The sequence below is a fragment of the Nocardia sputi genome (genome assembly GCF_023501985.1).
Map to the genome: position 1 here is coordinate 63,896 of NZ_JAMFLC010000001.1, position 21,940 is coordinate 85,835.

Genomic DNA, 21,940 nt, shown 5'->3' on the forward strand with positions numbered 1-21,940 from the left:
GAACCCAACTCTGGCGTGACGCCGCACGAGACCGTCACGAAAGGGCGTACGTGGTAGCCACGAATACCCGTCAGACCGCCGAATCGGCCGATGCCGACTCCGCAGATGTAAACGCAGCACGGCCGGTCCGTAAAGCTGCCGCGAAGAAGGCTCCGGCGAAGAAGGCCGCCGCCAAGAAGGCGCCTGCCAAGAAAGCCGCGAAGGCGACCAAGGCTCCCGCGAAGAAGGCCGGCACCAAGAAGGCGGGTCCGGACGGCGAGCCCGGCGCCGACGAGGCGATCGAGGACGAGTCGCTCGATCTCGAGGATCTCGGCGATCTCGAGGTCTCCGAGGAGGACCTCACCGACGGCGACGACCTGGTCGACGTCGCCGAGGAGGCCGAGGCGCCCGAGGCCGAGTCCGACGAACCCACGGCGGCGGACAAGGCCTCCGGCGATTTCGTCTGGGACGAAGAGGAATCCGAGGCGCTGCGCCAGGCCCGCAAGGATGCCGAGCTCACCGCTTCCGCCGACTCGGTGCGCGCCTACCTCAAGCAGATCGGCAAGGTCGCGCTGCTCAACGCCGAGGAGGAGGTCGAACTCGCCAAGCGGATCGAGGCGGGCCTCTACGCCGCGGAGAAGGTGCGCGAGTTCACCGAACAGGGCGAGAAGCTGCCGGTCGCGATGCGCCGCGACTACAACTGGATCGTGCGGGACGGCAACCGCGCCAAGAACCACCTGCTAGAGGCCAACCTGCGTCTGGTCGTCTCGCTGGCCAAGCGCTACACCGGCCGTGGCATGGCGTTCCTCGACCTGATCCAGGAAGGCAACCTGGGTCTGATCCGCGCGGTGGAGAAGTTCGACTACACCAAGGGCTACAAGTTCTCCACGTACGCCACTTGGTGGATCCGGCAGGCCATCACCCGCGCCATGGCCGACCAGGCCCGCACCATCCGCATTCCGGTGCACATGGTGGAGGTCATCAACAAGCTCGGCCGCATCCAGCGCGAGCTGCTCCAGGACCTCGGCCGCGAGCCGACGCCGGAGGAGCTGGCCAAGGAAATGGACATCACGCCGGAGAAGGTGCTGGAGATCCAGCAGTACGCGCGTGAGCCCATCTCGCTGGACCAGACCATCGGTGACGAGGGCGACAGCCAGCTCGGTGACTTCATCGAGGACTCCGAGGCCGTGGTCGCGGTGGACGCCGTGAGCTTCACCCTGCTGCAGGATCAGCTGCAGTCGGTGCTGGAGACGCTGTCGGAGCGTGAGGCGGGCGTGGTCCGGCTGCGCTTCGGTCTCACCGACGGCCAGCCCCGCACCCTCGACGAGATCGGCCAGGTCTACGGGGTCACCCGCGAACGCATCCGCCAGATCGAGTCCAAGACCATGAGCAAGCTGCGCCACCCGAGCCGCTCCCAGGTCCTGCGCGACTACCTGGACTAGGTCGCACCGTCTCGACGCCCGCATTCGTCGTGCCGCTGGATCCTCCAGCGGCCGGCGAATGCGGGCGTCGCGCTTTCCAAGGATTGCCGTCGCCGCGGATGTCGGCAACTACGGCCTCTCCCGTGCCGATTCCGGGGCGCGGTACGACCGGCGCTGGGCGGAACGGACCGCCGCGCGGAGAGCCAACCCCGCGCAGGACTGATCAGGAGATCACGGGCTCGGGGCGGCCACGGTGCTGCAGCAGCCCGACGACCGGCTCGATGACACGCGCCACGATCGGTCCCAGCACCGCCATCAGCAGCACGTAGGTCGAGGCCAGAGCGGTGAGCTGTCCGTCCATCGCGCCCGCGCTCACCGCCAGTCCCGCGATCACGATGGAGAATTCGCCGCGCGCCACCAGGGCCGCGCCCGCCCGGGCCCGGCCCATGGGTCGAATGCCCTCTCGCGCGGCAGCCCACCACCCCGTCGCCACCTTCGTCACGACACTGATCGCCGCCAGCGCGATCGCCCAGCCCAACACCGGCGGGATCGACCGCGGCTCGGTGCTCAACCCGAAGGCCACGAAGAAGATGGCCGCGAACAGGTCGCGTAGCGGTTCGAGCATCTTCGCCGCCGCGTGCGCGGTCGAGCCGGAGATCGCGATGCCCAGCAGGAAGGCCCCGACCGCCGCCGACACGCTCAGCGCGGAGGAGACACCGGCCACCAGCAGCGCCGCGCCGAGCAGCGTGAGCAGGAAGACCTCACGGTCGGCGCTGTCCACCACCGCCGACACGTAGCGTCCGTAGCGCAGCGCGACCACGAGAACCAGGGTGATGGTGACCAGTGCCAGCGCCAGGGCGCGCAGTCCGCTGATCCAGCTCAGCCCTGCCAGCACCGTGGTGAGAATGGGCAGGTAGACCGCCATCGCCAGATCCTCGAAGACGAGGATGGACAGGATCACCGGTGTCTCCCGGTTGCCCAGGCGGCCGAGGTCGTCGAGGACCTTCGCCACGATGCCCGAGGAAGAGATGTAGGTGACACCCGCCATCGTGATCGCCCCGTTGACGCCCCAGCCCAGCATCACCGCCACCACGGCGCCGGGCGTGGCGTTGACCACGATGTCCACCAGGCCGGCCGGCCAGGAACGGCGCAGCCCGGTTACCAGCTCCGCCGCGGTGTACTCCAAGCCGAGCAGCAACAGCAGCAGCACGACCCCGATCTCACCGGCCACATGACCGAAGTCGTGCGCGGCCCCGAGCTCGATGAAGCCGCCCTGACCGAAGGCGACGCCACCGAGCAGGTACAGCGGAATGGGTGACATGCCGACCCGGACCGCGACACGGCCCAGCATGCCGAGAACGAAGAGAACCGCTCCGAGCTCGATCAGGGCGAGCGCGGTGTCCGTCACGGCTCAGCCGTGCGTCAATATCTTCGCGGCGGCATCCAAGCCCTCCGGAGTGCCGACGACCACGAGCAGGTCGCCCGCGGTGAAGGTGAAATCGGGACCGGGCGAGGGATGCAACTGCCCGGCTCGCATGACCGCGACGATGGAGACCTTCGTGCGGGTGCGCATCTCGGTCTCGCCGAGGGTGCGACCGTCGTACGGGGAGTCGTCCCCGATCGGCAGCTGGCGCGTGGTGATCCCGGGCAGATCGCGATGGTCGTCGTTGAGCTTGGCGACCAGTTGCGGCGCGCCGAGCAGGTTCGCCAGGACCGCCGCTTCATCGGTGGTCAGCGGGATCTGCGCGGCACAGGCGTCGGGATCATCGAGTTTGGAGACGATCAGGTCGATATCACCGTCGCGGTGGGCGACCACGCCGATTCGGCGACCGGAACGCACTCCGAAGTCCTTCCGGACACCGATTCCGGGTAGTGCGGTGACGTCGACGTTCACGCTCTCCAGATTAACCGGATCACCGCGCCGATGAACGGATCGGTCATCACTTCGGCCGATGGCGCGTCGCGCCGGCTGTGTTGTGATGGAGCCGTGCGGCGGTGGTCGGAATTGCCCGAGCGGACCCGAGATGCGCTGGGCGCGGTGATCGCGTTCGCGGGCGGCGCAACGTTGTACCTGGCAGGCCTGTCCACGATGACCGATCGCGCCGGGCACGTCGCGTGGTGGGTCCGATTCGGTGTGCTGGCGGTGCTGTGCCTGGCGACGTTCTTCCGGCGGCGGACGCCGGTCACGGCGATGCTGTGCGGGCTGCTCCCGCTGGCGGTGGACATCCAGCTCGGCGCCACGGTGCCGGTATGGATCATCTACGCCGACCTGATCTATTCGGCGGTGTTGTATGCCGGGCGCCGCGCCGCACGGATCACCGCCCTGTCCTGGTCGGCGCTCTCCGGGATCGTCGTCGTGCTGACGCTGGCCGCGACCCGCGACCCGCATTCGGTCGCGGTGGCGCTGGTGGCGGTCTTCAGCTTCGTCGCGGCGCCGATCTGGTGGGCGAGCTCGGTGCGCACGCACAAGGAGATCGCCGACGCCGAGCGCAGCCGCGCTCGAGCACTGACACTGGTCGCCGAACTCGACCGTCGCGCGGCGATCGCCGACGAGCGAACCACGATGGCGCGCGACCTGCACGACGTGATCGCCGGGCACCTGTCGGCCATCGCGCTGCACGCGGAGGCGGCGCTCGGCCTCCCTGCTCGCCACGACCCGGACCCAGCGGTGGCCGGGATCATGCGGTCCATCCGCGCCGACAGCCTCAGCGCGCTGGAGGAGATGCGCACCATGATCGGGCTGCTGCGCAGCGACGACGACGCGGCCGAGGCCGCCGCACCGCGCACACTCGCGCAGCTGTCGATCCTGGTGGACGCCGCACGCGCGGCGGGGATCTCGGTACGGGTGCGCGAATCACTCGACTGCGCCGAGCTGCCGAGCGCGGTCGACCAGGCCGCTTACCGCATCGTTCAGGAGGCTTTGACCAACGCGATGAAACACGCTCCTGGGCAACCGGTCTCGATCGATGTGCGAACCGAGGACCAGACGTTGCGAATATCCGTCCGAAACCCGACCGTGCCGTCGCGGACGCCCCGGTCCGCGGCGGAAGCCGGGCGTCGCGGCGTGGTGAACATGCGCGAGCGGGCCGCCGTACTCGGTGGAAGCCTGCGAGCCGGACCGGATTCCGGCGACTGGGAAGTCCTGGCCAGACTGCCGCTCGGTTCCGCAGGGGTCGCATGAGGATTCGGGTGGTGGTCGCCGACGACCATGCGGCGATCCGCGCGGGCCTGCGGATGATCCTGGATGCCGAGGACGATATCGAGGTGGTCGGCGAGGCCGCCGACGGTGATGTCGCGGTGGCCCAGGCCAAAGCGCTGCGGCCACAGGTGGTGCTGATGGACGTCCGGATGCCCGGGGTCGACGGGATCACCGCGACCGAGCGGATCACCGCGGACGGCCTGGCGAAGGTGCTCATTCTGACCACGTTCGACTTGGACGAGTACGTGTTCCGTACGCTGCGCGCGGGAGCGTCGGGGTTCGTGCTGAAATCCACGACCGCGCAGGCGCTGGTGGCGGCGGTGCGCGCCGTCGCGGCGGGTGACGGGGTGCTGGCTCCGGAAGTGACACGAGCGGTGATCTCGGCGTACGTCTCGAATCAGGCTGTGCCGCAGACCGCTCCCGACGGGCTCGACGAACTCACCGAGCGGGAACGCGAAGTGCTCGACTGTCTCGGCGACGGCCTGTCGAACGCGCAGATCGCGGGTCGGCTGTTCATCGGCGAGACCACCGTCAAAACGCACGTCTCGCGGGTGCTGACGAAACTCGGTGTGCGATCGCGGGTTCAAGCCGCCATCGTGGCGCGCGAGATCCGCGACCGATGAGTCAGGTCGCGAGCGGGGCGAACGTCCCGTCCGCGCCGGGCAGGTACTCCTCGACGTCCGTCACCGCGCTCACCGGCACAGGACCGTACAGGTGTGGGAAGAGCATCGCTTCCGGATCGGTCGGGACGCCCGGCTCCCACTTGATCGGCGAGCCGACGCGGCGGGTGTCGATGCACAGCAGCACCAGATCCCGCCGTCCCACGAACAAACGGTTCGCGGGCAGGTGCACCTGCTGCGGCGAGGAGAGGTGGATGAACCCTTCCTCGGCGAGCGAGGGCGGCCGGTACTCCCCCGTTTGCCGAGCGGAAAGCCATTCCACCGAAGCGCATAGGTGAACAAGAGTGTGAGTGTCATACGTCACGGGTAATCTCCCAGTGGACAACTGAATCGGTCGATCGAGGATGTGACGCAGTGCACATAGACGACAGGACCTGCGGCGTTCGCCCTTAGCGAAATCCCTGGTCGTGTTATCGAAAACACACTGATTCACGCGCGGGAACAAACTCCCCCGTCCCGAACGTCTGACAGAGTAGTCATACCCCTGCTGGGAAGTAGCGGTAGCGAGCTCGTGGTGAGTGACCACGGGCCCCACACCAGGTGAACGGTCGTCGGGACCGGGAGCCAGGACGGAGGAGTCATGCCAGGAACCCTGACAAGCACCCCACTGACCGCGGTCGATCGTTGCGACCGTTGCGGGGCGGCCGCCCGAGTGCGCGCCGTACTGCCCGCGGGTGGAGAGTTGCTCTTCTGCCAGCACCACGCGAACGAACACATGGATCGGCTGCGTGAGCTGGACGCCGTGATCGACACGGAGTCCGCTCCCGCGCTCTGACCTGCTCCTCGCGTCCTGACACAACAGCATCGGACAACAGAACACCGTTTCCGTCGGCAGCGGGTGACCTACCGGTCGCCCGCTGTCGGCGTGTGCGGGGACGGTCGGACGGTCAGCCCGCGGACACCGTGGCGAGGATGCCGTCCAGCAGTCTCGCCAGGCCGTATTCGAACGCGCCGTCCGGGTCGGCGGGGGCTTGGTACAGCTCGCCGACCGCCGCTCCGACGCGGGAGGAGAGCGGGAAGCGGCCCGGTGGCATGACCTCGGCCAGCAGGGGGCCGTGCACCTCCCACCAGCGTGCGTCGCTCATGCGCCCGGTCTCCCGGGCCGCGGCGACCGCCATGCGGGCGTTACCGGTGGCGAACTCCGACAGCACGGCGATCACCCGGTCCATCGCCACCTCCGACAATCCGAGCCCGTCTATCGCGGCGAGCTGCCGCTCGTAGCGACGCATTCGTCCCGGCCCGAGCACCAGCCGCCAGGGCGACACCTCGAGCAACCAGGGGTGCGCGGTGAGTTCCGCACGGACCTGACAGGCCACCGCGGCCAGGCGTTCGCGCGGCGGCAGGTCGCCGGGAAGGGGTGCGTCCTCGTCGGCGACCGCGTCGACCATGAGGACCGTCAGCGCGTCCTTGCTCGGCACGTACGTGTAGAGGCTCATCGGCCGCAACCCCAACTCGGCGGCGACGGTGCGGATGGAGACCTTGTCGTAGCCCTCGCGATCGGCGAGCCCGACCGCCACGCCGACCACCGCGTCGACGCTGACCGCCGGTTTCGGGCCGCGGCCGGACGGACGCGGCGGGAGGTCGTGCCGCCACAGCAGGCTCATCAGCTGCCGGGCCTGGTCGGGAGTGATCTCGTCGCTCACGGGCTCCTCGGGCATCTCGGGCATCTCGGACTCCTCGGAACAAATCCGGTACGGTGTACGTTGTCACGATACTCCGTACACCATACGTTGATTTGGGGGTGCGTTCTGCCCAGCACACACGCCACTTACCTGCCGGATCGGCACATGTTCGCGCTCTGGAGCTGGGACGGCCACGGCACCGGCCCGGCCCCGCGCGGGCATGGCGACCGGGAGACCCTCGCGCTGGCCGTCCCGGTCGCCGTCGACGGCGGTCTCGGCGTCGCCGACGTCGACGCCGCCTTGGTGGACCCCGAGACCTTCGCGGCCGCGACGGTGGATAACCCGGGCGAGTCGATCGCGGCCTGGCAGCGGGTGGTGCGCTGCGCCCTCGCCGGTGAGTTCTCCGGCACCGGCCCGGACGAGCTGCCCGTAGCCGCGCACGCCGTGCCGGACGCCTCCGGCACGGCGATCGTCTCGGCGCAACGCGCGCTCGATGTACTGCGCGACACCGAAGCGATCACCGCGGACCTGCGGGCGACGCTGAAAGCACGGCTGCGGCCCTACCAGGCACGCGGAGTGGGCTGGCTGCGTGAGACCGTGGCCGCGCACGGCGGCGCGGTGCTCGCCGACGAGATGGGTCTCGGCAAGACCGTGCAGACCATCGGTTTCCTGCTCGACCGCGCCGAGGCGGGCCCGCAGCTGGTGGTGTGCCCGACCTCGCTGGTCGGCAACTGGGCGCACGAGATCGGCCGGTTCGCGCCGGGGCTGCGCGTGGTCGCGTGGCGCGGCGGCGACCTCGACGCCGATGCCGCGACGGTCGTCGTCACCGGCTATCCGACCTTGCGGCTGCACGGGCGGCTGTTGACGCACCTCAGCTGGGCGACGGCCGTCTTCGACGAGGCGCAGGCCCTGAAGAATCCCCGCACCCAAGTCGCGAAAGCCGCGCGAGCGATCGACGCGGCCGCGACCGTCGCGCTGACCGGCACGCCGGTGGAGAACCATCTCGACGAATTGTGGGCATTGCTGCACCTGGTGGCGCCCCGGTTGTTCGGGCACCGGACGCAGTTCCGGCGGCGCTTCGTGCGGCCGATCCACGAGGGTTCGGCGGCCGCCGCGGCACGGCTGCGCGACACCATCGAACCGGTCGTGCTGGCACGCAAGAAGAGCCAGGTCGCCGCCGCACTGCCCGCCAAGATCCACAGCGACCTGCTCTGTGACCTCACCGACGAACAAGAGCGGCTCTACGACCAACTGCTCGACAAAGCCGTCGACGACGGATTCGGGGCGGGCATCGAGCGCCACGGCCGCGTGCTCGCGGCGCTGACCGCCCTCAAACAGGTGTGCAACCATCCCGGGCTGATCACCGGCGAACTCGACGAGTTGGCCGGCCGCTCCGGAAAACTCGACCTGTGCACCGACATCATCGCCACCAATCTCGAAACAGGCAGTCCGACGATCGTTTTCACCCAGTACCGCCGGACCGGTGAACTGCTGGTACGCCATTTCGCCGAACAGTTCGGGGTGGCGGCGCCGTTCTTCCACGGTGGCTCGAGCCAGACCGAACGCGCCGAGATCGTCGCCGGGTTCCAAGCCGAGGACGGACCGCCGATCCTGGTGCTGAGCCTGCGCGCGGCGGGTACCGGACTCACACTGACCCGCGCCGCCGACGTCGTCCACTTCGACCGCTGGTGGAACCCCGCGGTGGAGGCACAGGCCTCCGACCGGGTCCACCGGATCGGCCAGACCCGCACGGTCACCGTCACCACCCTCACCTCGACCACCACCGTGGAGGAGCACATCGCGGGCATGCACGACCGCAAGGCGGCACTGCGCGACCTCGGCGACACGGCGGGCATCGCGGCACTGGCCGCCCTCGACGACGACCAGCTGATCGAGATCCTGCGCCGCAAGAGGGGAAACTGATGGCCGACAACGAATTCGGTTACACCGCGTGGGGCATGGACTGGGTGCGCCTGGCCGAGCCGCTGCGCCAGACCCGGCCGGACCCGCTGCTGCCCCGCGCGCGCAGCATCGCCCGCAACAACGGCGTGCGGGCCACCGTCGAGGGACGGGTGGTGCGGGCCACCATCCACCGTGGCGGTCAGGCCTCGCTGACCCACGTGGAGGTGGCGGCGCTGTCCCGCGCGACGATCACCGCCATCGCCGGGATCGTGCCGGACCCCACAGTGCTGACCGACGACATGCACCGCGCGATCGGCGCGGCCGGGGTCTCGCTCGCGCCCGTCCTCGCCGGAACCGATTGTTCATGCACCGCGCGCTCGGCACGGTGCGTCCACGTGCTGGCGGTCTTCTACGAGATGGCGCGGCAGATCGACGAGAATCCCCGGCTCGCCTTGGCGATCCAGGGTTATTTCGCCGCAGCGCCGCAGGATGCGGACGAGTCCGCACCGCAGGCGCGATGGACGCCCATCAGCGCCCTGGACCCCCAGCGGTTCTTCACGACGACTCCCGGCTGAGCGGTCGGCGGGGGAACGCTGGGGGGTCGGCGCGGGATTTCCGAGAGCAACTCGGTGCGACTACGTCTGCGTGCGACCGCGCCGTTCCAGCGTCTTACCCGGCGATACTCATTCCGGCCGTCGAGCCCGGAAGCGGAAACTCGAAGTGCCGGTGTCGATCCGCACGTCGGTGAAGCCGGCCCGGCGCAGCCGGTCGGCGGCCGTCTCCGGTGGCACGGGGACGCAGGTGTCGCCCAGGTGTATGAGCCGGAACATGCGGCCGTCGAGCCCGTCGCTGCCCGCGAACACTCCGCCGGGGCGCAGTACCCGCAGGGCTTCGGCGAACAAAGCGTCCTGCCTGCCCGGCGTCGGCACGTGGTGCAACATCGTGAAGCAGACTACGGAGTCGAAACGTTCCGCGGGCAGGGGCATCTCGGCGCCGTCGCCGTCGATCACCGTCATCGCCTCGCCGTGCCGGTCACGCAGCCGGGCGGCCAGCGCCGGGTCGATCTCGACACCGGTGAGGGTCGAGGTCCGGGCCAGCAGCGCGGATACGTTGGCGCCGTAGCCAGGACCGATCTCCAGAGCCGCTGCGCCGAGGTCGATGCCGGACAGAGCCCACGGCACGATGCGCGTCGCGCTGGCCCGTTCCCACATCGATGAGCGGCACAGCAATCGGTGAAGTGTGTTCATCGCCATGCCTGCGACGTTAGGAACGGATCGCACCCGGCACGACAGGCTACGGTGACATATCGTGTCGCGAAACGGCCATGCCGTGATCCACCCCGTCCCGCCCGGCGCGACCGCCATGGTGTTCGGCGCCGGAGTGCTTCCCGCGGGGCACTGGTTCGAGTTGCACGAACATCCGCAACACCAGATCGCCTGGGCCGCCCGCGGAGTCCTGGCGGTCGAAGTGGGCGACAGCCGCTGGGTGTTGCCGCCGACCAGGGCACTGTGGATCCCCGCGGGCATCGCGCATCGCACCGGCACCTCCGACGGCGCGGCCATGCGGGGCATCTTCCTGGATCCCGGACGCTGTCCGATCGCCTTCGGCGCGCCGACCATGTTGCGCGTGACCCGACTCCTGCACGAACTGTTCGACCTGCTCACCACGGCCCACACCACCCGGGAGCGGCGGGCGCGCGCCGAGGCGGTGGTGTTCGACCTCCTCGAGCCCGTCGAGGTGATCCCGATCGGCGCGCATCGGCCCACCGACCCCCGGGCGCGGCAGGTGGCGGACGCGCTCGCCGCCGATCCGGCCGATCCGCGCACGCTCACCGAGTTCGCCGCGCACGTCGCCGCCAGCCCGCGCACGCTGGCCCGGTTGTTCGTGGCGGAGACCGGCCTCGGCTTCGGCCAGTGGCGCACGCAGATCCGGCTGGCCGCTTCCCTGCCGCTGCTCGCGGCCGGGCTGCCGATCGCCCGGATCGCGGGCCGGGTCGGCTACGCGACGCCGAGCGCTTACGTCGCGGCGTTCCGGCGGGCGGTGGGGGTCTCGCCGGGGCGGTACTTCGCCGGGTGATCAGGCGTTGGTGCCGCTGTCCACGGTGAGGAACGCGCCGGTGACGCTGCGGCCGGACGGTCCGGCCAGATAGGCCACCGCGTCCGCGACATCGTCGGCGACGCCGAAACGGCCCAGCGCGGTCAGGTCGCGCTGTTGCTGCGCGTGCGCGCCGTCCTGCGGGTTCATATCGGTGTCGGTGGAGCCGGGCTGCACGAGGTTCACCGTGATCGCACGCGGGCCCAGTTCGCGCGCCAGCGCCTTGGTGAACCCGTTGAGAGCGGACTTGCTGAGGTTGTAGAGCGACAGACCGGCGAACGGGGCGTGATCGGTCAGGTTGGTGCCGATGCTGATGATCCGCCCGCCGTCAGTCATGTATCCGACCGCGGCCTGCGCGGCGACGAACGCGGCACGTGCGTGCACGCCGAGCGCGTTGTCGATCTCCGCGACGGTGAATTCCTCGAACGGCTTCGAGAGAAAGATCCCCGCGTTGTTCACCAGGATGTCCAGCCCGCCGAGTTCGGACGCGGCGCGGTCCACCGCCGCGCGCACCGCCGTGGCGTCGGCACTGTCGGCTTGGATCGCGAGGGCTCGGCGTCCGAGTGCCTCGACCTCACCGACCACCGTCTTCGCCTGCCCCTCGGCGTGCTGATAGGTCAGTGCCACGTCCGCCCCCGCCGCGGCGAGGCGGCGCGCGATGGCCGCCCCTATTCCGCGGCTACCGCCGGTGACCAGCGCGACCTTGCCCGTGAGGTCCGACATCGGTACTCCTCCACATTTTGTGTCGATCAATACATAAATAGCCAAGCGCATCGGCAGCACCGGTGTCAAGAGGTATATTTAACGATCGACACAGAAAGGTTTTGCCATGGCCGAACGGGGACGACCGCGGGCCTTCGACCGAGCCGAGGCGTTGCGTCGCGCCATGGAGGTGTTCTGGGAGCACGGCTACGAGGGCGCCTCGATGAGTGATCTGACCGCCGCGATGGGGATCAACTCCCCCAGCCTGTACGCCGCGTTCGGCGACAAGGAGGCGCTGTTCCGCGCGGCCGTCGAGCTCTACGGACGTACCGACGGCGGTTACACCGATCGCGCGCTGCGCGAAGAGCCGACCGCGCGGGCGAGTATCGAGGCGATGCTCCGGGACAACGCGGCGGCCTACACCGAGGAGAACAAGCCGCACGGCTGCATGGTCGTGCTCGCGGGTTCCACCTACACCACGCGCAACACGAGCATCCGCGACTTCCTGATCGAGAAGCGCCGCGAGACGACCGAAGACATCCGGCGGCGGCTCGATCGCGGCATCGCCGAGGGCGATCTACCGGAAGGCACCGACACCGCGGCGCTGGCCGCGTTCTACACCACGGTTCTCTACGGCCTGTCCATCCAGGCACGCGACGGCGCGACGCTCACGGAACTCACCGCCTCCATCGATTGCGCCATGGCCGTTTGGCCCGCCTGATCACCCGGGCTACTTCCGGCGCAGCGCGGCGATGCGCTCACCGAGCTGCTCGGCGGAGGCCAGCGCCGTCGGCGGGCCCCCGCATTCGCGGCGCAGCTCGCCGTGGATCACGCCGTGTGGTTTTCCGGTGCGGTGGTGGTGCATCGCCACCAGGCTGTTGAGTTCGCGCCGCAGTTCGCCGAGCCGATCGGCCGTGGCGACGCGCTCTGCGGCGCTGGCGACCTGCGGACCGGGATCGGAGACGGGCGCGGACACACTCCGCTCGGCGACCTGTTTGGCCTGCCGCTCGCGCAACAGCGCGCGCATCTGTTCGGCGTCGAGCAGCCCGGGAATGCCCAGATAGTCGGCCTCCTCGTCGCTGCCCGCGAAGGTCGCGGTGCCGAAGGAGGACCCGTCGTAGATCACCTGGTCGAGCTCGGCGTCGGCGGCCAGCGCGACGAACGACTTCTCCTGCTCGCCCGGCTCGTCCTGCTGCTTGTTCGCGTCGATCAGCAGTTCGTCGTCGAGGCCGTTCTTCTCCCGGTGCGGCTTGCCGATGACGTGGTCGCGCTGCAATTCCAGCTGCGCGGCCAGATCCAGCAGCACCGGCACCGAGGGCAGGAACACGGTCGCGGTCTCGCCCGGCCTGCGGGCACGCACGAACCGCCCGATCGCCTGTGCGAAGTACAACGGCGTGGAGGCGCTGGTCGCGTACACCCCGACGGCCAGGCGCGGCACGTCGACGCCCTCGGACACCATGCGGACGGCGACCATCCAGGGCTGGGTGCCGTTGCCGAATTCGGCGATGCGGTTGGAGGAGGCGGGGTCGTCGGAGAGCACCAGCGCGGGCTTCTCGCCCGAGATGTGTTCCAGCAACTCCGCGTAGTCGCGGGCGCGGTCCTGGTCGGTGGCGATCACCAGGCCGCCCGCGTCGGGCATGCCGGAGGCGCGCTTCTGGCGCAGCCGGATGTCGGCGGCACGCAGCACGGCGGAGATCCAGTCGCCCGCCGGGTCCAGCGCGGTGCGCCAGGCTCGTGCGGTCTGCTCGGCGTTCAACGGCTCACCCAGACGCGCGGAATATTCCTCGCCCGCGCTGTCGCGCCAGTGCGCCTCGCCGGAGTACGCCAGGAAGACCACCGGGCGCACCACGCCGTCGGCGAGGGCCTCGGCGTAGCCGTAGGTGTGGTCGGCGCGGGACTTCGGGAAACCCGACTCGTCGGGCTCGTAGACGACGAACGGAATCTGGCTGTCGTCACTGCGGAACGGGGTACCGGTCAGCGCGAGGCGGCGGGTGGCGTCGCCGAACGCCTCGGCGGTCGCGTCGCCCCAACTCTTGGCGTCTCCCGCGTGGTGGATCTCGTCGAGGACGACGAGCGTCCTGCGGTTTTCGGTGCGCACCCGGTGACGTGAGGGATGTGCCGCGACCTGTGCGTAGGTGACCACCACACCGTGGTAGTCACCCGAGGTGCCGCCGGTGGAGTTGGAGAAGCGTGAGTCGAGCGCGATCCCGGCCCGCGCGGCGGACTGCGCCCACTGGTGCTTGAGATGTTCGGTGGGTGCGACCACGGTGACCTGATCCACAGTGCGGTCGGCCAGCAGTTCCGCGGCCACGCGCAGCGCGAAGGTGGTCTTTCCCGCCCCGGGAGTGGCCACGGCGAGGAAGTCCCGCGGTTTGGTGGCCAGATATTTCGTCAGCGCGCGTCGCTGCCAGGCGCGTAGCGAGCCGCCGACAGCGACACTCACCGCTTTCGAATCGCCCGGCGTCTCCGCTTCTCCCGCCACAGCGGCGCCACCCGACCCAGTCACGCAGACGACCCTAGCGGCCCGGCACGGCGTGTCGCCAAACCGACGCGGTGTGCGCGATGGGCGTCACACGGCCACCGGCCAGGACGCTGGGAGTTCATCCGATGCGCACCGACACGTCGCATCCGCACCGCGATGCCGATCGCCGAAGTGCGCGATGCTGTAACCACGATGACCGATCACCGTGCCCTCGGGGGCGATCCGCCGCGGACCGACGCACCGTCGACCCGCGTCGCCGTCGTGCGTCCCCGGTCCTGGGCCGACCGTGCGGGCGCGCGGACAGCGGCGGTGGGCAGGCGGACCGGCACGCTGATCGTCCGGGTGGCGCAGAAGGCCTGGACCGATTCCATCTTCGCCAAGTCGGCCGCCGCGGCCTTCTGGCAGACGCTCTCGTTGGCTCCGCTGTTGCTCGGTGTTCTCGGCAGCCTCGGTTATGTCGGCGGATGGTTCGGCCCGGACACGGTGCAGATCGTCGAGTCCAAGATCATCGCATTCAGCCAGGATCTGTTCAGCGCGAGCGTGGTGTCGGACCTCATCGAGCCCACGGTGCGGGACGTGCTCGGGCGCGGGCGCGGCGCGGTGGTGTCGGTGGGCTTCGTGCTCTCGCTGTGGGCCGGATCGTCGGCGATGGCCACCTTCGTCGACGCGATCGTCGAGGCCCACGACCAGCAAGACGCCCGGCACCCGGTGTGGCAGCGCATCTTCGCGCTGTTGCTGTACGTGCTGTTCCTGGTGGCGGCGGTGTTCATCCTGCCGCTGGTGGCGCTGGGGCCGACGCTGATCGGGCGGGTGCTGCCCTCGCCTTGGCGTGCGACCGGCCTGCAACTGTTGGATTTCTTCTACTACCCGGGCGTCGGCCTGCTGCTGATCATCGGGCTCACCACCCTGTACAAGCTGGCGCTGCACACCTCACTGCCGTGGCACCGGCTATTCGGCGGGGCACTGGTGGCGGGGGTCTTCTTCATGGCGGCCAGCGATGTGCTGCGCCGCTATCTGTCCTGGGTGACCCGCACCGGCGTCACCTACGGTGCGCTGGCGACGCCGATCGCGTTCCTGCTGTTCACGTTCTTCCTGGGCTTCGCGGTGATTCTGGGCGCGGAGTTCAACGCGGCGGTGCAGGAGTTCTGGCCCGCCCGCGCGACGCGCATGGAGCAGGTGAAGGAGTGGATCGCCAATCAGGTTCGCCGAGACAGCGGCGCCGAGGAGGACGCAGCGAAGCAGAACGAGGCCGCGCAGAACGAGGCCGCGCAGAACGAGGCCGCGCGCCCGACCGACGCCGGGCCCGACGGTTCGCAGGCCGTGTTCGACCTACGAGGAGCACGGTCCTCGTCCGGCGAGTAGAGCCGTCTCATTCGCCCTTGCGTAGGCCGTCGTAGACCTTCTTGCACTCCGGGCACACCGGAGAGCCGGGCTTGGCCGAGCGGGTCACCGGGAAGATCTCTCCGCACAGCGCGACCACGTGGGTGCCCATCACGGCGCTCTCGGCGATCTTGTCCTTCTTCACGTAGTGGAAGAACTTCGGGGTGTCGTCGCCCGTCGTCTCGTCGGTCGTCGTATCCGGGCGAACCATGGTGTCGGTGCTCACGCATTCCATGATGCCGCATCCTGCGAGCCCGGGCCGACCACGGTGCCGCGTCGAAGCGACCACGATTCCGGAGCGGAAGCCGACGGCGGCATGTGCGCGAACGGAGCGCGAGTGGAAGACTCGGGGTATGCAGCAGAACGGCGATTCCCCATCCGCCGACGGCCGCGACCGCGAAGAGCACCCCCACGTGACGATGCCGACGCAGCCCCGCCGTTCCCCCGGATATTTCCCAGGCAGTGACGACAAGCACCCCGTGCTGATCACCGAGGCGGCGCCTTCCTTGGAGGACCAGCACCGGGCTCGGGTGCGCCGGTACACGATCATCATGGCCTTCCGCATCCCGTGCCTGGTTCTCGCGGCGATCGCTTACAGCGCCTTCGGCAACCCGCTGCTGTCCATCCTGATCATCGTCGCGTCCATCCCGCTGCCCTGGATCGCCGTGCTGATCGCCAACGATCGCCCGCCCCGCCGCAAGGACGAACCCAGCCGCTGGGACCGTCCGCGCACGGCCATCGAGTCCCGTTCACACAACGCCATCGACAGCTGAGAATCCACACCGGCGCGCAGCCCTATCCGTGCAGCGCGCCGGGCGCTGATGACGGCGCACGATATCCGCCGCAGCGCGGGTGCGGCACGACCTTGGCCGAACGGTCTGCGCGAAGCATGTCAGCGGGCCGACCACGGTCTTCCGAGAAGGACGTCAACGCGAGCCGGGCGTCGTCCCGGCGACGGCCGGTGCGCGGCGGATCACCGCCGACATCACGGCCGCGGCGCCGCACAGACCGCCCGCCAGGTACCAGGCGAGGTCGTAACTGCCGTGGAGGTCACGCACGAGACCCGCGCCGGTGGCCGCCACCGCCGAGCCGATCTGGTGCGCGGCGAACACCCAGCCGAACGCGACCGGACCGTCGGCGCCGAACAGTTCGCGGCACAGCACGACCGTCGGCGGCACCGTGGCCACCCAGTCCAGGCCGTAGAAGACGATGAACCCCCACAGGCTCGGCTGGGTGTCGGGGCCCAGCAGCGCGGGCAGGATCAGCAGCGACAGGCCGCGCAGCGTGTAGTAGCCGAGCAGCAGGGAGCGCGGGTCGACCCGGTCGGTCAGCCAGCCGGAGGCGATGGTGCCTGCCACGTCGAAGACGCCGACCACGGCCAGCAGGCTCGCCGCGGTGGTCAGCGGCATGCCGTGATCGTGGGCCGCGCTCACGAAATGGGTGCCGACCAGCCCGTTGGTCGAGGCGCCGCAGACGGCGAATCCGCCCGCCAGCAACCAGAATCCCGGACGGCGCGCGATCGAACCGAGCACGGTCAGCGCACGCGACGCGCCACCGGCCGCAGGTGACCGCACGCCCGCCGTGCTGTCCGGCTCGGCGCCGTAGGCCCGTACGCCCACGTCACTGGGATAGTCCCGGATGAACAACAGCACCAGCGGCGCCACGGCCAGCGCCGCGCCCGCGACGATCAGGGACGGCACCCGCCACCCGTGTGCCTGCGCCAGTGCCGACACCAGCGGCAGGAAGATCAACTGCCCGGTCGCGCCCGCGGCGGTGAGCACGCCGGTGACCAGACCACGCTGCCGCACGAACCATCGGCCGGTGATCGTGGCGACGAACGGCATCGACATCGACCCCACGCCGACGCCGACCAGCAGACCCCAGGTCAGCACCAGGTGCCACGGCCGGGACATGAACACCGTCAGCCCACTGCCCGCGGCGACCAGCAGCAGCGCGCAGACCACCACCCTGCGGATGCCGAAGCGATCCATCAGCGCCGCGGCGAACGGCGAAATGAGCCCGTAGAGCAGGAGATTCAGTGAAACGGCCGCCCCGATGGTGCCGTGCGACCAGCCGAACTCCTCGTGCAGCGGATCCATCAGCACGCTGGGCACCGACCGGAAGGCGGCCGCGCCCAGGAGCGTGACGAAGCCGACGCCCGCGACCAGCCACGCGGGGTGCAAGCGACGGCGCGGCGCGGGATGGAGGGGAGCCGGGATCGGTGTCTGCAGTTCGGTCACGCGCCGAGCCTGCCGGAACTATGCCCACGCAACGAGTGGCTCGAATGCCACATATCATCAAATTCGTGCCATACCTGGCGGTCCCGGTATCTTCTCGACAGAGCGGGCACGCGTACCTAGGGTCGCATAAGCCTCGCGCACCACGATCACCTCGGTTTGTCGCGTGCGAAAAGACAGGAGTGAACATGATTCGGTGGATCTGGGTCTTCCTGGATCGCCCGACGCAGCGTTTCGACGACTGCGCCAAGTTCTGGTCCACGGTCACCGGCACCGAGCTCTCCCCTCGGCGCGGTGCGAACGACGAATTCCTCACCTTGTTGCCCGATCCCGCGCTGTTCGCCGCGGCGAGCGTCAAGATGCAGGCGGTGACCGGGCTCGGCGGAGTGCACCTCGACCTGGACGTCGACGACATCCCCTCCGCCGTCCGCACCGCGCTCGGCCTCGGCGCGGAGCTGGTGGCCAACCACCCCGACTACGCGGTGCTGCGCTCCCCCGGCGGCCAAGTGTTCTGCCTGACCCCCAGCGGCCGTGCCAAGAGCACGCCCGCGCCTGCCGTTCGAGGTCCGGACGGCACGCTGTCGCGCCTGGATCAGGTCTGCCTCGATATCGGTCCCGCCGACCACGAGGTGGAGACCCGGTTCTGGACGTTGCTGACCGGCTGGACGTTCGAGCCCGGCAGGCGGCCGGAATTCGCCAGACTGCGCTCCGAGGAACACCAGTTGCCCGTGCAGCTGCTGCTGCAGCGCCTCGGCGAGAACCGCACGACCAGCGCGCACGTCGATCTGGCCGCGAGCGACATCGAAGCCACCACCGCCTGGCACACCTCGCTCGGCGCGACCGTCGTGCAACGCCACGAGCACTGGATAGTCCTGACCGATCCGGGTGACGCGCTCTACTGCGTCACCGGCCGCGATCCCAACGGAGTGTGACCACTCTCCCGCACGCGCTGGTGGCGGCGGCGAAGGCGGCTCGTCACGAGAACGCCGGAACGGTCCCCGGGTGGAGAAACCGTGACGCAGTGGGCGCCCGGTCTGTGCCGGGTGGGCGCGGTGGCAGAGTACCGATGTGCCTGAAAACCGATCGATGACCACCGGTTCGCTGCTCACCGCGCTGTGCCCGGACCTGCGCACTGCACTGACCCGGGTGGGCTACGACGCCGACACCCTGCTCGAGGTGCTCGGCGACGCGCATGCCGCGCTGGGCCGGTCCGAGCCGGTACCGGTGCGCCGCGCGGCACGCTCGGCCGGCGAATTGGGCACGCTCATTCGTCTCCTGCTGCTCGGTGACGCACTTCCCGAGCGGGAGGTGGCCGCGGCCCTCGCGCCGGTGCGGATCGACCGCGCGGTCGCCGCGGGCCTGCTGGACCGTGACGGCGACCAGCTGCGCGCCGCGCTGGACCTACGCCCGCTCGACGCGGGCTCGGGCACCCGGTGGATCCTGTCCGACCTCGATGATTCGATGCATCGGCGCACCTTGACCGAGGACCACGTCCTCGGCGTCGGCCACGCTTCCCTCTCGCTGCTGCGCGCCACACCCACCCGCCCGGTGGGCACGGTGCTCGACCTCGGCACCGGGTGCGGCGTGCAGGCGGTGCACGCCGCCTCCTACGCGCGGCGCGTCACCGCCACCGATGTCAACGCCCGCGCGTTGTGGCTGGCCGAGGCCACCGCGGCGCTCAATGACCTGGATATCGAACTGGTGGAGGGCTCCTGGTTCGAACCGGTGCGGGGCAGGCGCTTCGACCAGGTGGTGGCCAATCCGCCGTTCGTGGTGGGCCCCGCGCGCGTCGAGCACACCTATCGCGATTCCGGCCTCGCACTCGACGGCGCAAGCGAATTGGTGATTTCGCAAGCCTCCGGCCTGCTCGCACCCGGCGGCACCGCCGCGATGCTCGCCGCATGGGTTCATGTCGAGAACGAGGACTGGCGCGGGCGCGTCTCGTCCTGGTTGCCCGCCCACGGCGTGGACGCCTGGGTGGTCCAACGTGATGTCGCCGACCCCGCGCTGTATGTGGGCACGTGGTTGCGAGACGCCGGGCTGGATCCCCGCGATCCGGCCGCGCAGGCCCGCGCGGACCGCTGGCTGGACGCCTTCGAGGCGGCCGACGTCGAGGGCATCGGGTTCGGGTTCGTGTATCTGCGCGCGATCGACGGGCCGACCGAACTGCTCGCCGAGGATCTCACCCACGGCTTCGACGATCCGCTCGGCGACGAGGCAATCCGGTATTTCGAGCGCTCGGCCTGGCTGCGGGCCGTCGCCGGTGACGAAAACCTCGCTTGGTCTTCCCGTTTCGTCGTGGATCCGGCCACCGCGCTGGAGCGGGTCTACCTGCCGGGCGCCGACGGGTGGGCGCCGGAGGTGGCGCGGCTGCATCGCGGCGACGGACCTCGCTGGCAGCACGAAGTGGATCCGGCCACAGTCTCGCTGCTGGCGGGAATGCGCGCCGACGGCCTGCCGTTGTACGACTTGATCGAACTGCTGGCGCTCGCCCACGGAGACGAGGAGGTGAGCGCCCAGTTCGCGGCCGACGCGTTGTCCGTGGTCACCGGATTGGTACGACACGGTCTCATCAAGCCCGTGTAACCGCACGGCAGCCGCGCCCGGTCGGTGCAGGTCCTGGCCGGGGAACGTCCCGCGCTGCGGTGCTTCTCAGGAACTTCTCAGCCGAGAGAGGCGAAAACCGCTGTTCAGAGCGGTTTATGCCAGCCGTAACGGGGAACTTTCTTCCTGTCGGGTCCGTTTATCGGAGTGAGACACCACCGACAGGAGGCAAGTCATGACAAGCCCCGCCACCACTCGTGTGCGCACCAGCGATTCGGACCTCGACGCTCAGAGCCCTGCCGCCGACCTGGTACGCGTGTACCTGAACGGGATCGGCCGCACCGCGCTGCTCACAGCTGCCGATGAGGTCGAGCTGGCCAAGCGCATCGAGGCGGGCCTCTACGCGCAGCACCTGCTGGAAACCGGCAAGCGATTGTCGGCCACCCGCAAGCGTGATCTCGCGATCATCGTGCGCGACGGTCAGGCCGCCCGGTCTCATCTGCTCGAAGCCAACCTGCGCCTTGTTGTCTCGCTCGCCAAGCGGTACACCGGCCGCGGCATGCCGCTGCTGGACCTCATCCAAGAGGGCAACCTCGGTTTGATCCGGGCCATGGAGAAGTTCGACTACGCCAAGGGCTTCAAGTTCTCCACCTACGCCACCTGGTGGATCCGGCAGGCCATCACCCGCGGCATGGCCGATCAGAGCCGCACCATCCGGCTGCCCGTCCACCTCGTCGAGCAGGTGAACAAGCTGGCCAGGATCAAGCGCGAACTGCACCAGCAGTTGGGCCGGGAGGCCACCGACGAGGAACTGGCCACCGAATCCGGCATCCCGGTCGACAAGATCTCCGATCTGCTCGACCACAGCCGCGACCCGGTGAGCCTGGACATGCCGGTCGGCAACGACGAAGAGGCTCCGCTGGGCGATTTCATCGAGGATTCCGAGGCCACCTCGGCCGAGTCCGCGGTCATCGCCGGTCTGTTGCACCACGACGTGCGCAGTGTCCTGGCCACCCTCGACGAGCGCGAGCAGCAGGTCATCCGGCTGCGCTTCGGCCTCGACGACGGTCAGCCGCGCACCTTGGACCAGATCGGCAAGCTCTTCGGCCTGTCCCGCGAGCGGGTGCGCCAGATTGAGCGTGAAGTCATGTCGAAGCTGCGCAAGGGTGAGCGGGCCGACCGGCTCCGCGCCTACGCCAGCTGATCATCCTCCGGCGCCGGCTGCTTCCAGAGAGTTCCGGCGTTCGGCTCGGTGCCCCTTCCGCCGGGGTCACCTTCCCGCGCCGACCGGTGACCGCGCGTACCCGTCCCCCTCCGGGTGACGCGCGAGCCGGTCGGCGGTGTCGTACTCCCCCGTTTGCGCCCTCGTCGGGCGACTCGGCCCTGATCCACCGCGATGTCGTCCTTGACGGACGGTGTCGTCTTCGACCGAGGCACCGTCGGCGTCACGCCCAGCATGTCCCGCCCGCTGTCAGCGTGCAGCGCGTGGTCGTGCCCTTTTCGCCGGTGTCACCGCGGGGGCAATCGATCGCGTCGGGCTCCTGGCCGACCTTCTCGGTGAGCGAATCCTCGACCGACTTCCCCAAGTCGGCTTGCTGGACTTTCGGAGTACCGACGCTGACGGAACACGCGGTTCGCACCGCCACGAGCAGCGACAACAGGGCAAGGCTGAGGGTCCGGTCCGTCACGTGTGCGAGC

The 21,940-nt window shown here is 69.6% G+C and carries 23 protein-coding genes; 13 read left to right on the top strand and 10 right to left on the bottom strand.

Annotation, left to right across the window (positions count from 1 at the left end):
* The first annotated feature begins 50 nt into the window (after positions 1 to 50).
* Entirely contained in the window at positions 51 to 1,421 is a 1,371-nt protein-coding gene (locus M8859_RS00340) for an RNA polymerase sigma factor (RefSeq protein WP_195070535.1), read from the top strand.
* 202 nt (positions 1,422 to 1,623) lie between these two features.
* Here M8859_RS00340 and M8859_RS00345 read toward each other — a convergent pair whose 3' ends face one another.
* Both M8859_RS00345 and M8859_RS00350 read right to left on the bottom strand, forming a co-directional pair.
* Positions 1,624 to 2,808 carry a cation:proton antiporter gene (locus M8859_RS00345; protein WP_249643591.1) on the bottom strand — a complete coding sequence of 395 codons (1,185 nt, stop codon included), beginning with the start codon at positions 2,806 to 2,808 and terminating at the stop codon, positions 1,624 to 1,626.
* Positions 2,809 to 2,811: 3 nt separating this feature from the next.
* Positions 2,812 to 3,294, bottom strand: coding sequence for a cation:proton antiporter regulatory subunit (locus tag M8859_RS00350; protein WP_159919514.1), 483 nt, complete (start codon positions 3,292 to 3,294; stop codon positions 2,812 to 2,814).
* A gap of 93 nt (positions 3,295 to 3,387) precedes the next feature.
* Here M8859_RS00350 and M8859_RS00355 point away from each other — a divergent pair, with 93 nt between their 5' ends.
* Together M8859_RS00355 and M8859_RS00360 are read left to right on the top strand one after the other, a co-directional pair.
* A complete protein-coding gene (locus tag M8859_RS00355; RefSeq protein ID WP_159919516.1) occupies positions 3,388 to 4,581 on the top strand; it encodes a sensor histidine kinase in 1,194 nt (397 codons plus the stop codon).
* Positions 4,578 to 5,222: a response regulator transcription factor gene (locus M8859_RS00360; protein ID WP_159919518.1), complete on the top strand. Its 645-nt coding sequence runs from the start codon at positions 4,578 to 4,580 to the stop codon at positions 5,220 to 5,222. The genes M8859_RS00355 and M8859_RS00360 overlap by 4 nt, the downstream gene beginning before the upstream one ends.
* Position 5,223: 1 nt before the next feature.
* Here M8859_RS00360 and M8859_RS00365 read toward each other — a convergent pair whose 3' ends face one another.
* Positions 5,224 to 5,583 (bottom strand): DUF952 domain-containing protein, encoded by a 360-nt coding sequence (locus M8859_RS00365; protein WP_159919520.1) that lies wholly within the window; start codon positions 5,581 to 5,583, stop codon positions 5,224 to 5,226.
* A gap of 276 nt (positions 5,584 to 5,859) precedes the next feature.
* Here M8859_RS00365 and M8859_RS00370 point away from each other — a divergent pair, with 276 nt between their 5' ends.
* On the top strand, positions 5,860 to 6,054 hold the full coding sequence (locus M8859_RS00370; protein ID WP_036538000.1) for a DUF7455 domain-containing protein: 195 nt from the start codon (positions 5,860 to 5,862) through the stop codon (positions 6,052 to 6,054).
* A gap of 112 nt (positions 6,055 to 6,166) precedes the next feature.
* Here the strand turns inward: M8859_RS00370 and M8859_RS00375 are convergent, their stop codons facing one another.
* Positions 6,167 to 6,937 carry a TetR/AcrR family transcriptional regulator C-terminal domain-containing protein gene (locus M8859_RS00375; RefSeq protein WP_249643693.1) on the bottom strand — a complete coding sequence of 257 codons (771 nt, stop codon included), beginning with the start codon at positions 6,935 to 6,937 and terminating at the stop codon, positions 6,167 to 6,169.
* Positions 6,938 to 7,066: 129 nt separating this feature from the next.
* On the opposite strand from M8859_RS00375, the gene M8859_RS00380 reads away from it, so the two are divergent.
* Complete coding sequence (locus M8859_RS00380; RefSeq protein WP_195070533.1) at positions 7,067 to 8,824, top strand: DEAD/DEAH box helicase; 1,758 nt, start codon at positions 7,067 to 7,069, stop codon at positions 8,822 to 8,824.
* Complete coding sequence (locus M8859_RS00385) at positions 8,824 to 9,378, top strand: SWIM zinc finger family protein (protein ID WP_195070532.1); 555 nt, start codon at positions 8,824 to 8,826, stop codon at positions 9,376 to 9,378. The genes M8859_RS00380 and M8859_RS00385 overlap by 1 nt, the downstream gene beginning before the upstream one ends.
* Positions 9,379 to 9,486: 108 nt before the next feature.
* Here the strand turns inward: M8859_RS00385 and M8859_RS00390 are convergent, their stop codons facing one another.
* On the bottom strand, positions 9,487 to 10,056 hold the full coding sequence (locus M8859_RS00390) for a class I SAM-dependent methyltransferase (protein ID WP_159919528.1): 570 nt from the start codon (positions 10,054 to 10,056) through the stop codon (positions 9,487 to 9,489).
* Positions 10,057 to 10,111: 55 nt separating this feature from the next.
* On the opposite strand from M8859_RS00390, the gene M8859_RS00395 reads away from it, so the two are divergent.
* A complete protein-coding gene (locus tag M8859_RS00395) occupies positions 10,112 to 10,879 on the top strand; it encodes an AraC family transcriptional regulator (RefSeq protein ID WP_249643592.1) in 768 nt (255 codons plus the stop codon).
* Here the strand turns inward: M8859_RS00395 and M8859_RS00400 are convergent, their stop codons facing one another.
* A complete protein-coding gene (locus M8859_RS00400; RefSeq protein WP_195070531.1) occupies positions 10,880 to 11,620 on the bottom strand; it encodes an SDR family NAD(P)-dependent oxidoreductase in 741 nt (246 codons plus the stop codon).
* A 106-nt stretch (positions 11,621 to 11,726) separates the two neighbouring features.
* Between M8859_RS00400 and M8859_RS00405 the strand changes: the two genes are divergently transcribed.
* Positions 11,727 to 12,320, top strand: a complete 594-nt coding sequence (locus M8859_RS00405; RefSeq protein ID WP_159919532.1) for a TetR/AcrR family transcriptional regulator — start codon at positions 11,727 to 11,729, stop codon at positions 12,318 to 12,320.
* Between the two features lie 9 nt (positions 12,321 to 12,329).
* Here M8859_RS00405 and M8859_RS00410 read toward each other — a convergent pair whose 3' ends face one another.
* Positions 12,330 to 14,081, bottom strand: coding sequence for a DEAD/DEAH box helicase (locus M8859_RS00410; protein WP_370523773.1), 1,752 nt, complete (start codon positions 14,079 to 14,081; stop codon positions 12,330 to 12,332).
* A gap of 192 nt (positions 14,082 to 14,273) precedes the next feature.
* Here M8859_RS00410 and M8859_RS00415 point away from each other — a divergent pair, with 192 nt between their 5' ends.
* On the top strand, positions 14,274 to 15,443 hold the full coding sequence (locus M8859_RS00415; protein WP_159919534.1) for a YihY/virulence factor BrkB family protein: 1,170 nt from the start codon (positions 14,274 to 14,276) through the stop codon (positions 15,441 to 15,443).
* Positions 15,444 to 15,450: 7 nt separating this feature from the next.
* Here the strand turns inward: M8859_RS00415 and M8859_RS00420 are convergent, their stop codons facing one another.
* On the bottom strand, positions 15,451 to 15,696 hold the full coding sequence (locus tag M8859_RS00420; RefSeq protein ID WP_283779193.1) for a DUF3039 domain-containing protein: 246 nt from the start codon (positions 15,694 to 15,696) through the stop codon (positions 15,451 to 15,453).
* Between the two features lie 184 nt (positions 15,697 to 15,880).
* Here M8859_RS00420 and M8859_RS00425 point away from each other — a divergent pair, with 184 nt between their 5' ends.
* On the top strand, positions 15,881 to 16,234 hold the full coding sequence (locus M8859_RS00425; protein WP_236565269.1) for a DUF3099 domain-containing protein: 354 nt from the start codon (positions 15,881 to 15,883) through the stop codon (positions 16,232 to 16,234).
* Positions 16,235 to 16,387: 153 nt separating this feature from the next.
* On the opposite strand, the gene M8859_RS00430 is transcribed toward M8859_RS00425, so the two are convergent.
* Positions 16,388 to 17,701, bottom strand: coding sequence for an MFS transporter (locus tag M8859_RS00430; RefSeq protein ID WP_201295126.1), 1,314 nt, complete (start codon positions 17,699 to 17,701; stop codon positions 16,388 to 16,390).
* A 185-nt stretch (positions 17,702 to 17,886) separates the two neighbouring features.
* On the opposite strand from M8859_RS00430, the gene M8859_RS00435 reads away from it, so the two are divergent.
* The 3 genes from M8859_RS00435 to M8859_RS00445 all read left to right on the top strand — a co-directional run bounded on the left by M8859_RS00435 (position 17,887) and on the right by M8859_RS00445 (position 21,446).
* Positions 17,887 to 18,630, top strand: a complete 744-nt coding sequence (locus M8859_RS00435; RefSeq protein WP_159919540.1) for a VOC family protein — start codon at positions 17,887 to 17,889, stop codon at positions 18,628 to 18,630.
* A gap of 154 nt (positions 18,631 to 18,784) precedes the next feature.
* Entirely contained in the window at positions 18,785 to 20,284 is a 1,500-nt protein-coding gene (locus tag M8859_RS00440; RefSeq protein WP_195070585.1) for a DUF7782 domain-containing protein, read from the top strand.
* Between the two features lie 193 nt (positions 20,285 to 20,477).
* Positions 20,478 to 21,446: a sigma-70 family RNA polymerase sigma factor gene (locus M8859_RS00445; protein WP_043727973.1), complete on the top strand. Its 969-nt coding sequence runs from the start codon at positions 20,478 to 20,480 to the stop codon at positions 21,444 to 21,446.
* Positions 21,447 to 21,687: 241 nt separating this feature from the next.
* On the opposite strand, the gene M8859_RS00450 is transcribed toward M8859_RS00445, so the two are convergent.
* Positions 21,688 to 21,930 (bottom strand): DUF4333 domain-containing protein, encoded by a 243-nt coding sequence (locus M8859_RS00450; protein WP_195070529.1) that lies wholly within the window; start codon positions 21,928 to 21,930, stop codon positions 21,688 to 21,690.
* Positions 21,931 to 21,940: the final 10 nt, after the last annotated feature.

What these genes read in the sequence shown, in the direction of transcription:
- M8859_RS00390 (WP_159919528.1), bottom strand. Translation starts at nt 10,056, where the DNA reads ATGGCGATGAACACACTTCACCGATTGCTGTGCCGCTCATCGATGTGG.
- M8859_RS00435 (WP_159919540.1), top strand. Translation starts at nt 17,887, where the DNA reads ATGATTCGGTGGATCTGGGTCTTCCTGGATCGCCCGACGCAGCGTTTC.
- M8859_RS00370 (WP_036538000.1), top strand. Translation starts at nt 5,860, where the DNA reads ATGCCAGGAACCCTGACAAGCACCCCACTGACCGCGGTCGATCGTTGC.
- M8859_RS00385 (WP_195070532.1), top strand. Translation starts at nt 8,824, where the DNA reads ATGGCCGACAACGAATTCGGTTACACCGCGTGGGGCATGGACTGGGTG.
- M8859_RS00400 (WP_195070531.1), bottom strand. Translation starts at nt 11,620, where the DNA reads ATGTCGGACCTCACGGGCAAGGTCGCGCTGGTCACCGGCGGTAGCCGC.
- M8859_RS00360 (WP_159919518.1), top strand. Translation starts at nt 4,578, where the DNA reads ATGAGGATTCGGGTGGTGGTCGCCGACGACCATGCGGCGATCCGCGCG.
- M8859_RS00420 (WP_283779193.1), bottom strand. Translation starts at nt 15,696, where the DNA reads ATGGAATGCGTGAGCACCGACACCATGGTTCGCCCGGATACGACGACC.
- M8859_RS00425 (WP_236565269.1), top strand. Translation starts at nt 15,881, where the DNA reads ATGCCGACGCAGCCCCGCCGTTCCCCCGGATATTTCCCAGGCAGTGAC.
- M8859_RS00415 (WP_159919534.1), top strand. Translation starts at nt 14,274, where the DNA reads ATGACCGATCACCGTGCCCTCGGGGGCGATCCGCCGCGGACCGACGCA.
- M8859_RS00440 (WP_195070585.1), top strand. Translation starts at nt 18,785, where the DNA reads ATGACCACCGGTTCGCTGCTCACCGCGCTGTGCCCGGACCTGCGCACT.
- M8859_RS00375 (WP_249643693.1), bottom strand. Translation starts at nt 6,937, where the DNA reads ATGCCCGAGGAGCCCGTGAGCGACGAGATCACTCCCGACCAGGCCCGG.
- M8859_RS00445 (WP_043727973.1), top strand. Translation starts at nt 20,478, where the DNA reads ATGACAAGCCCCGCCACCACTCGTGTGCGCACCAGCGATTCGGACCTC.
- M8859_RS00380 (WP_195070533.1), top strand. Translation starts at nt 7,067, where the DNA reads ATGTTCGCGCTCTGGAGCTGGGACGGCCACGGCACCGGCCCGGCCCCG.
- M8859_RS00405 (WP_159919532.1), top strand. Translation starts at nt 11,727, where the DNA reads ATGGCCGAACGGGGACGACCGCGGGCCTTCGACCGAGCCGAGGCGTTG.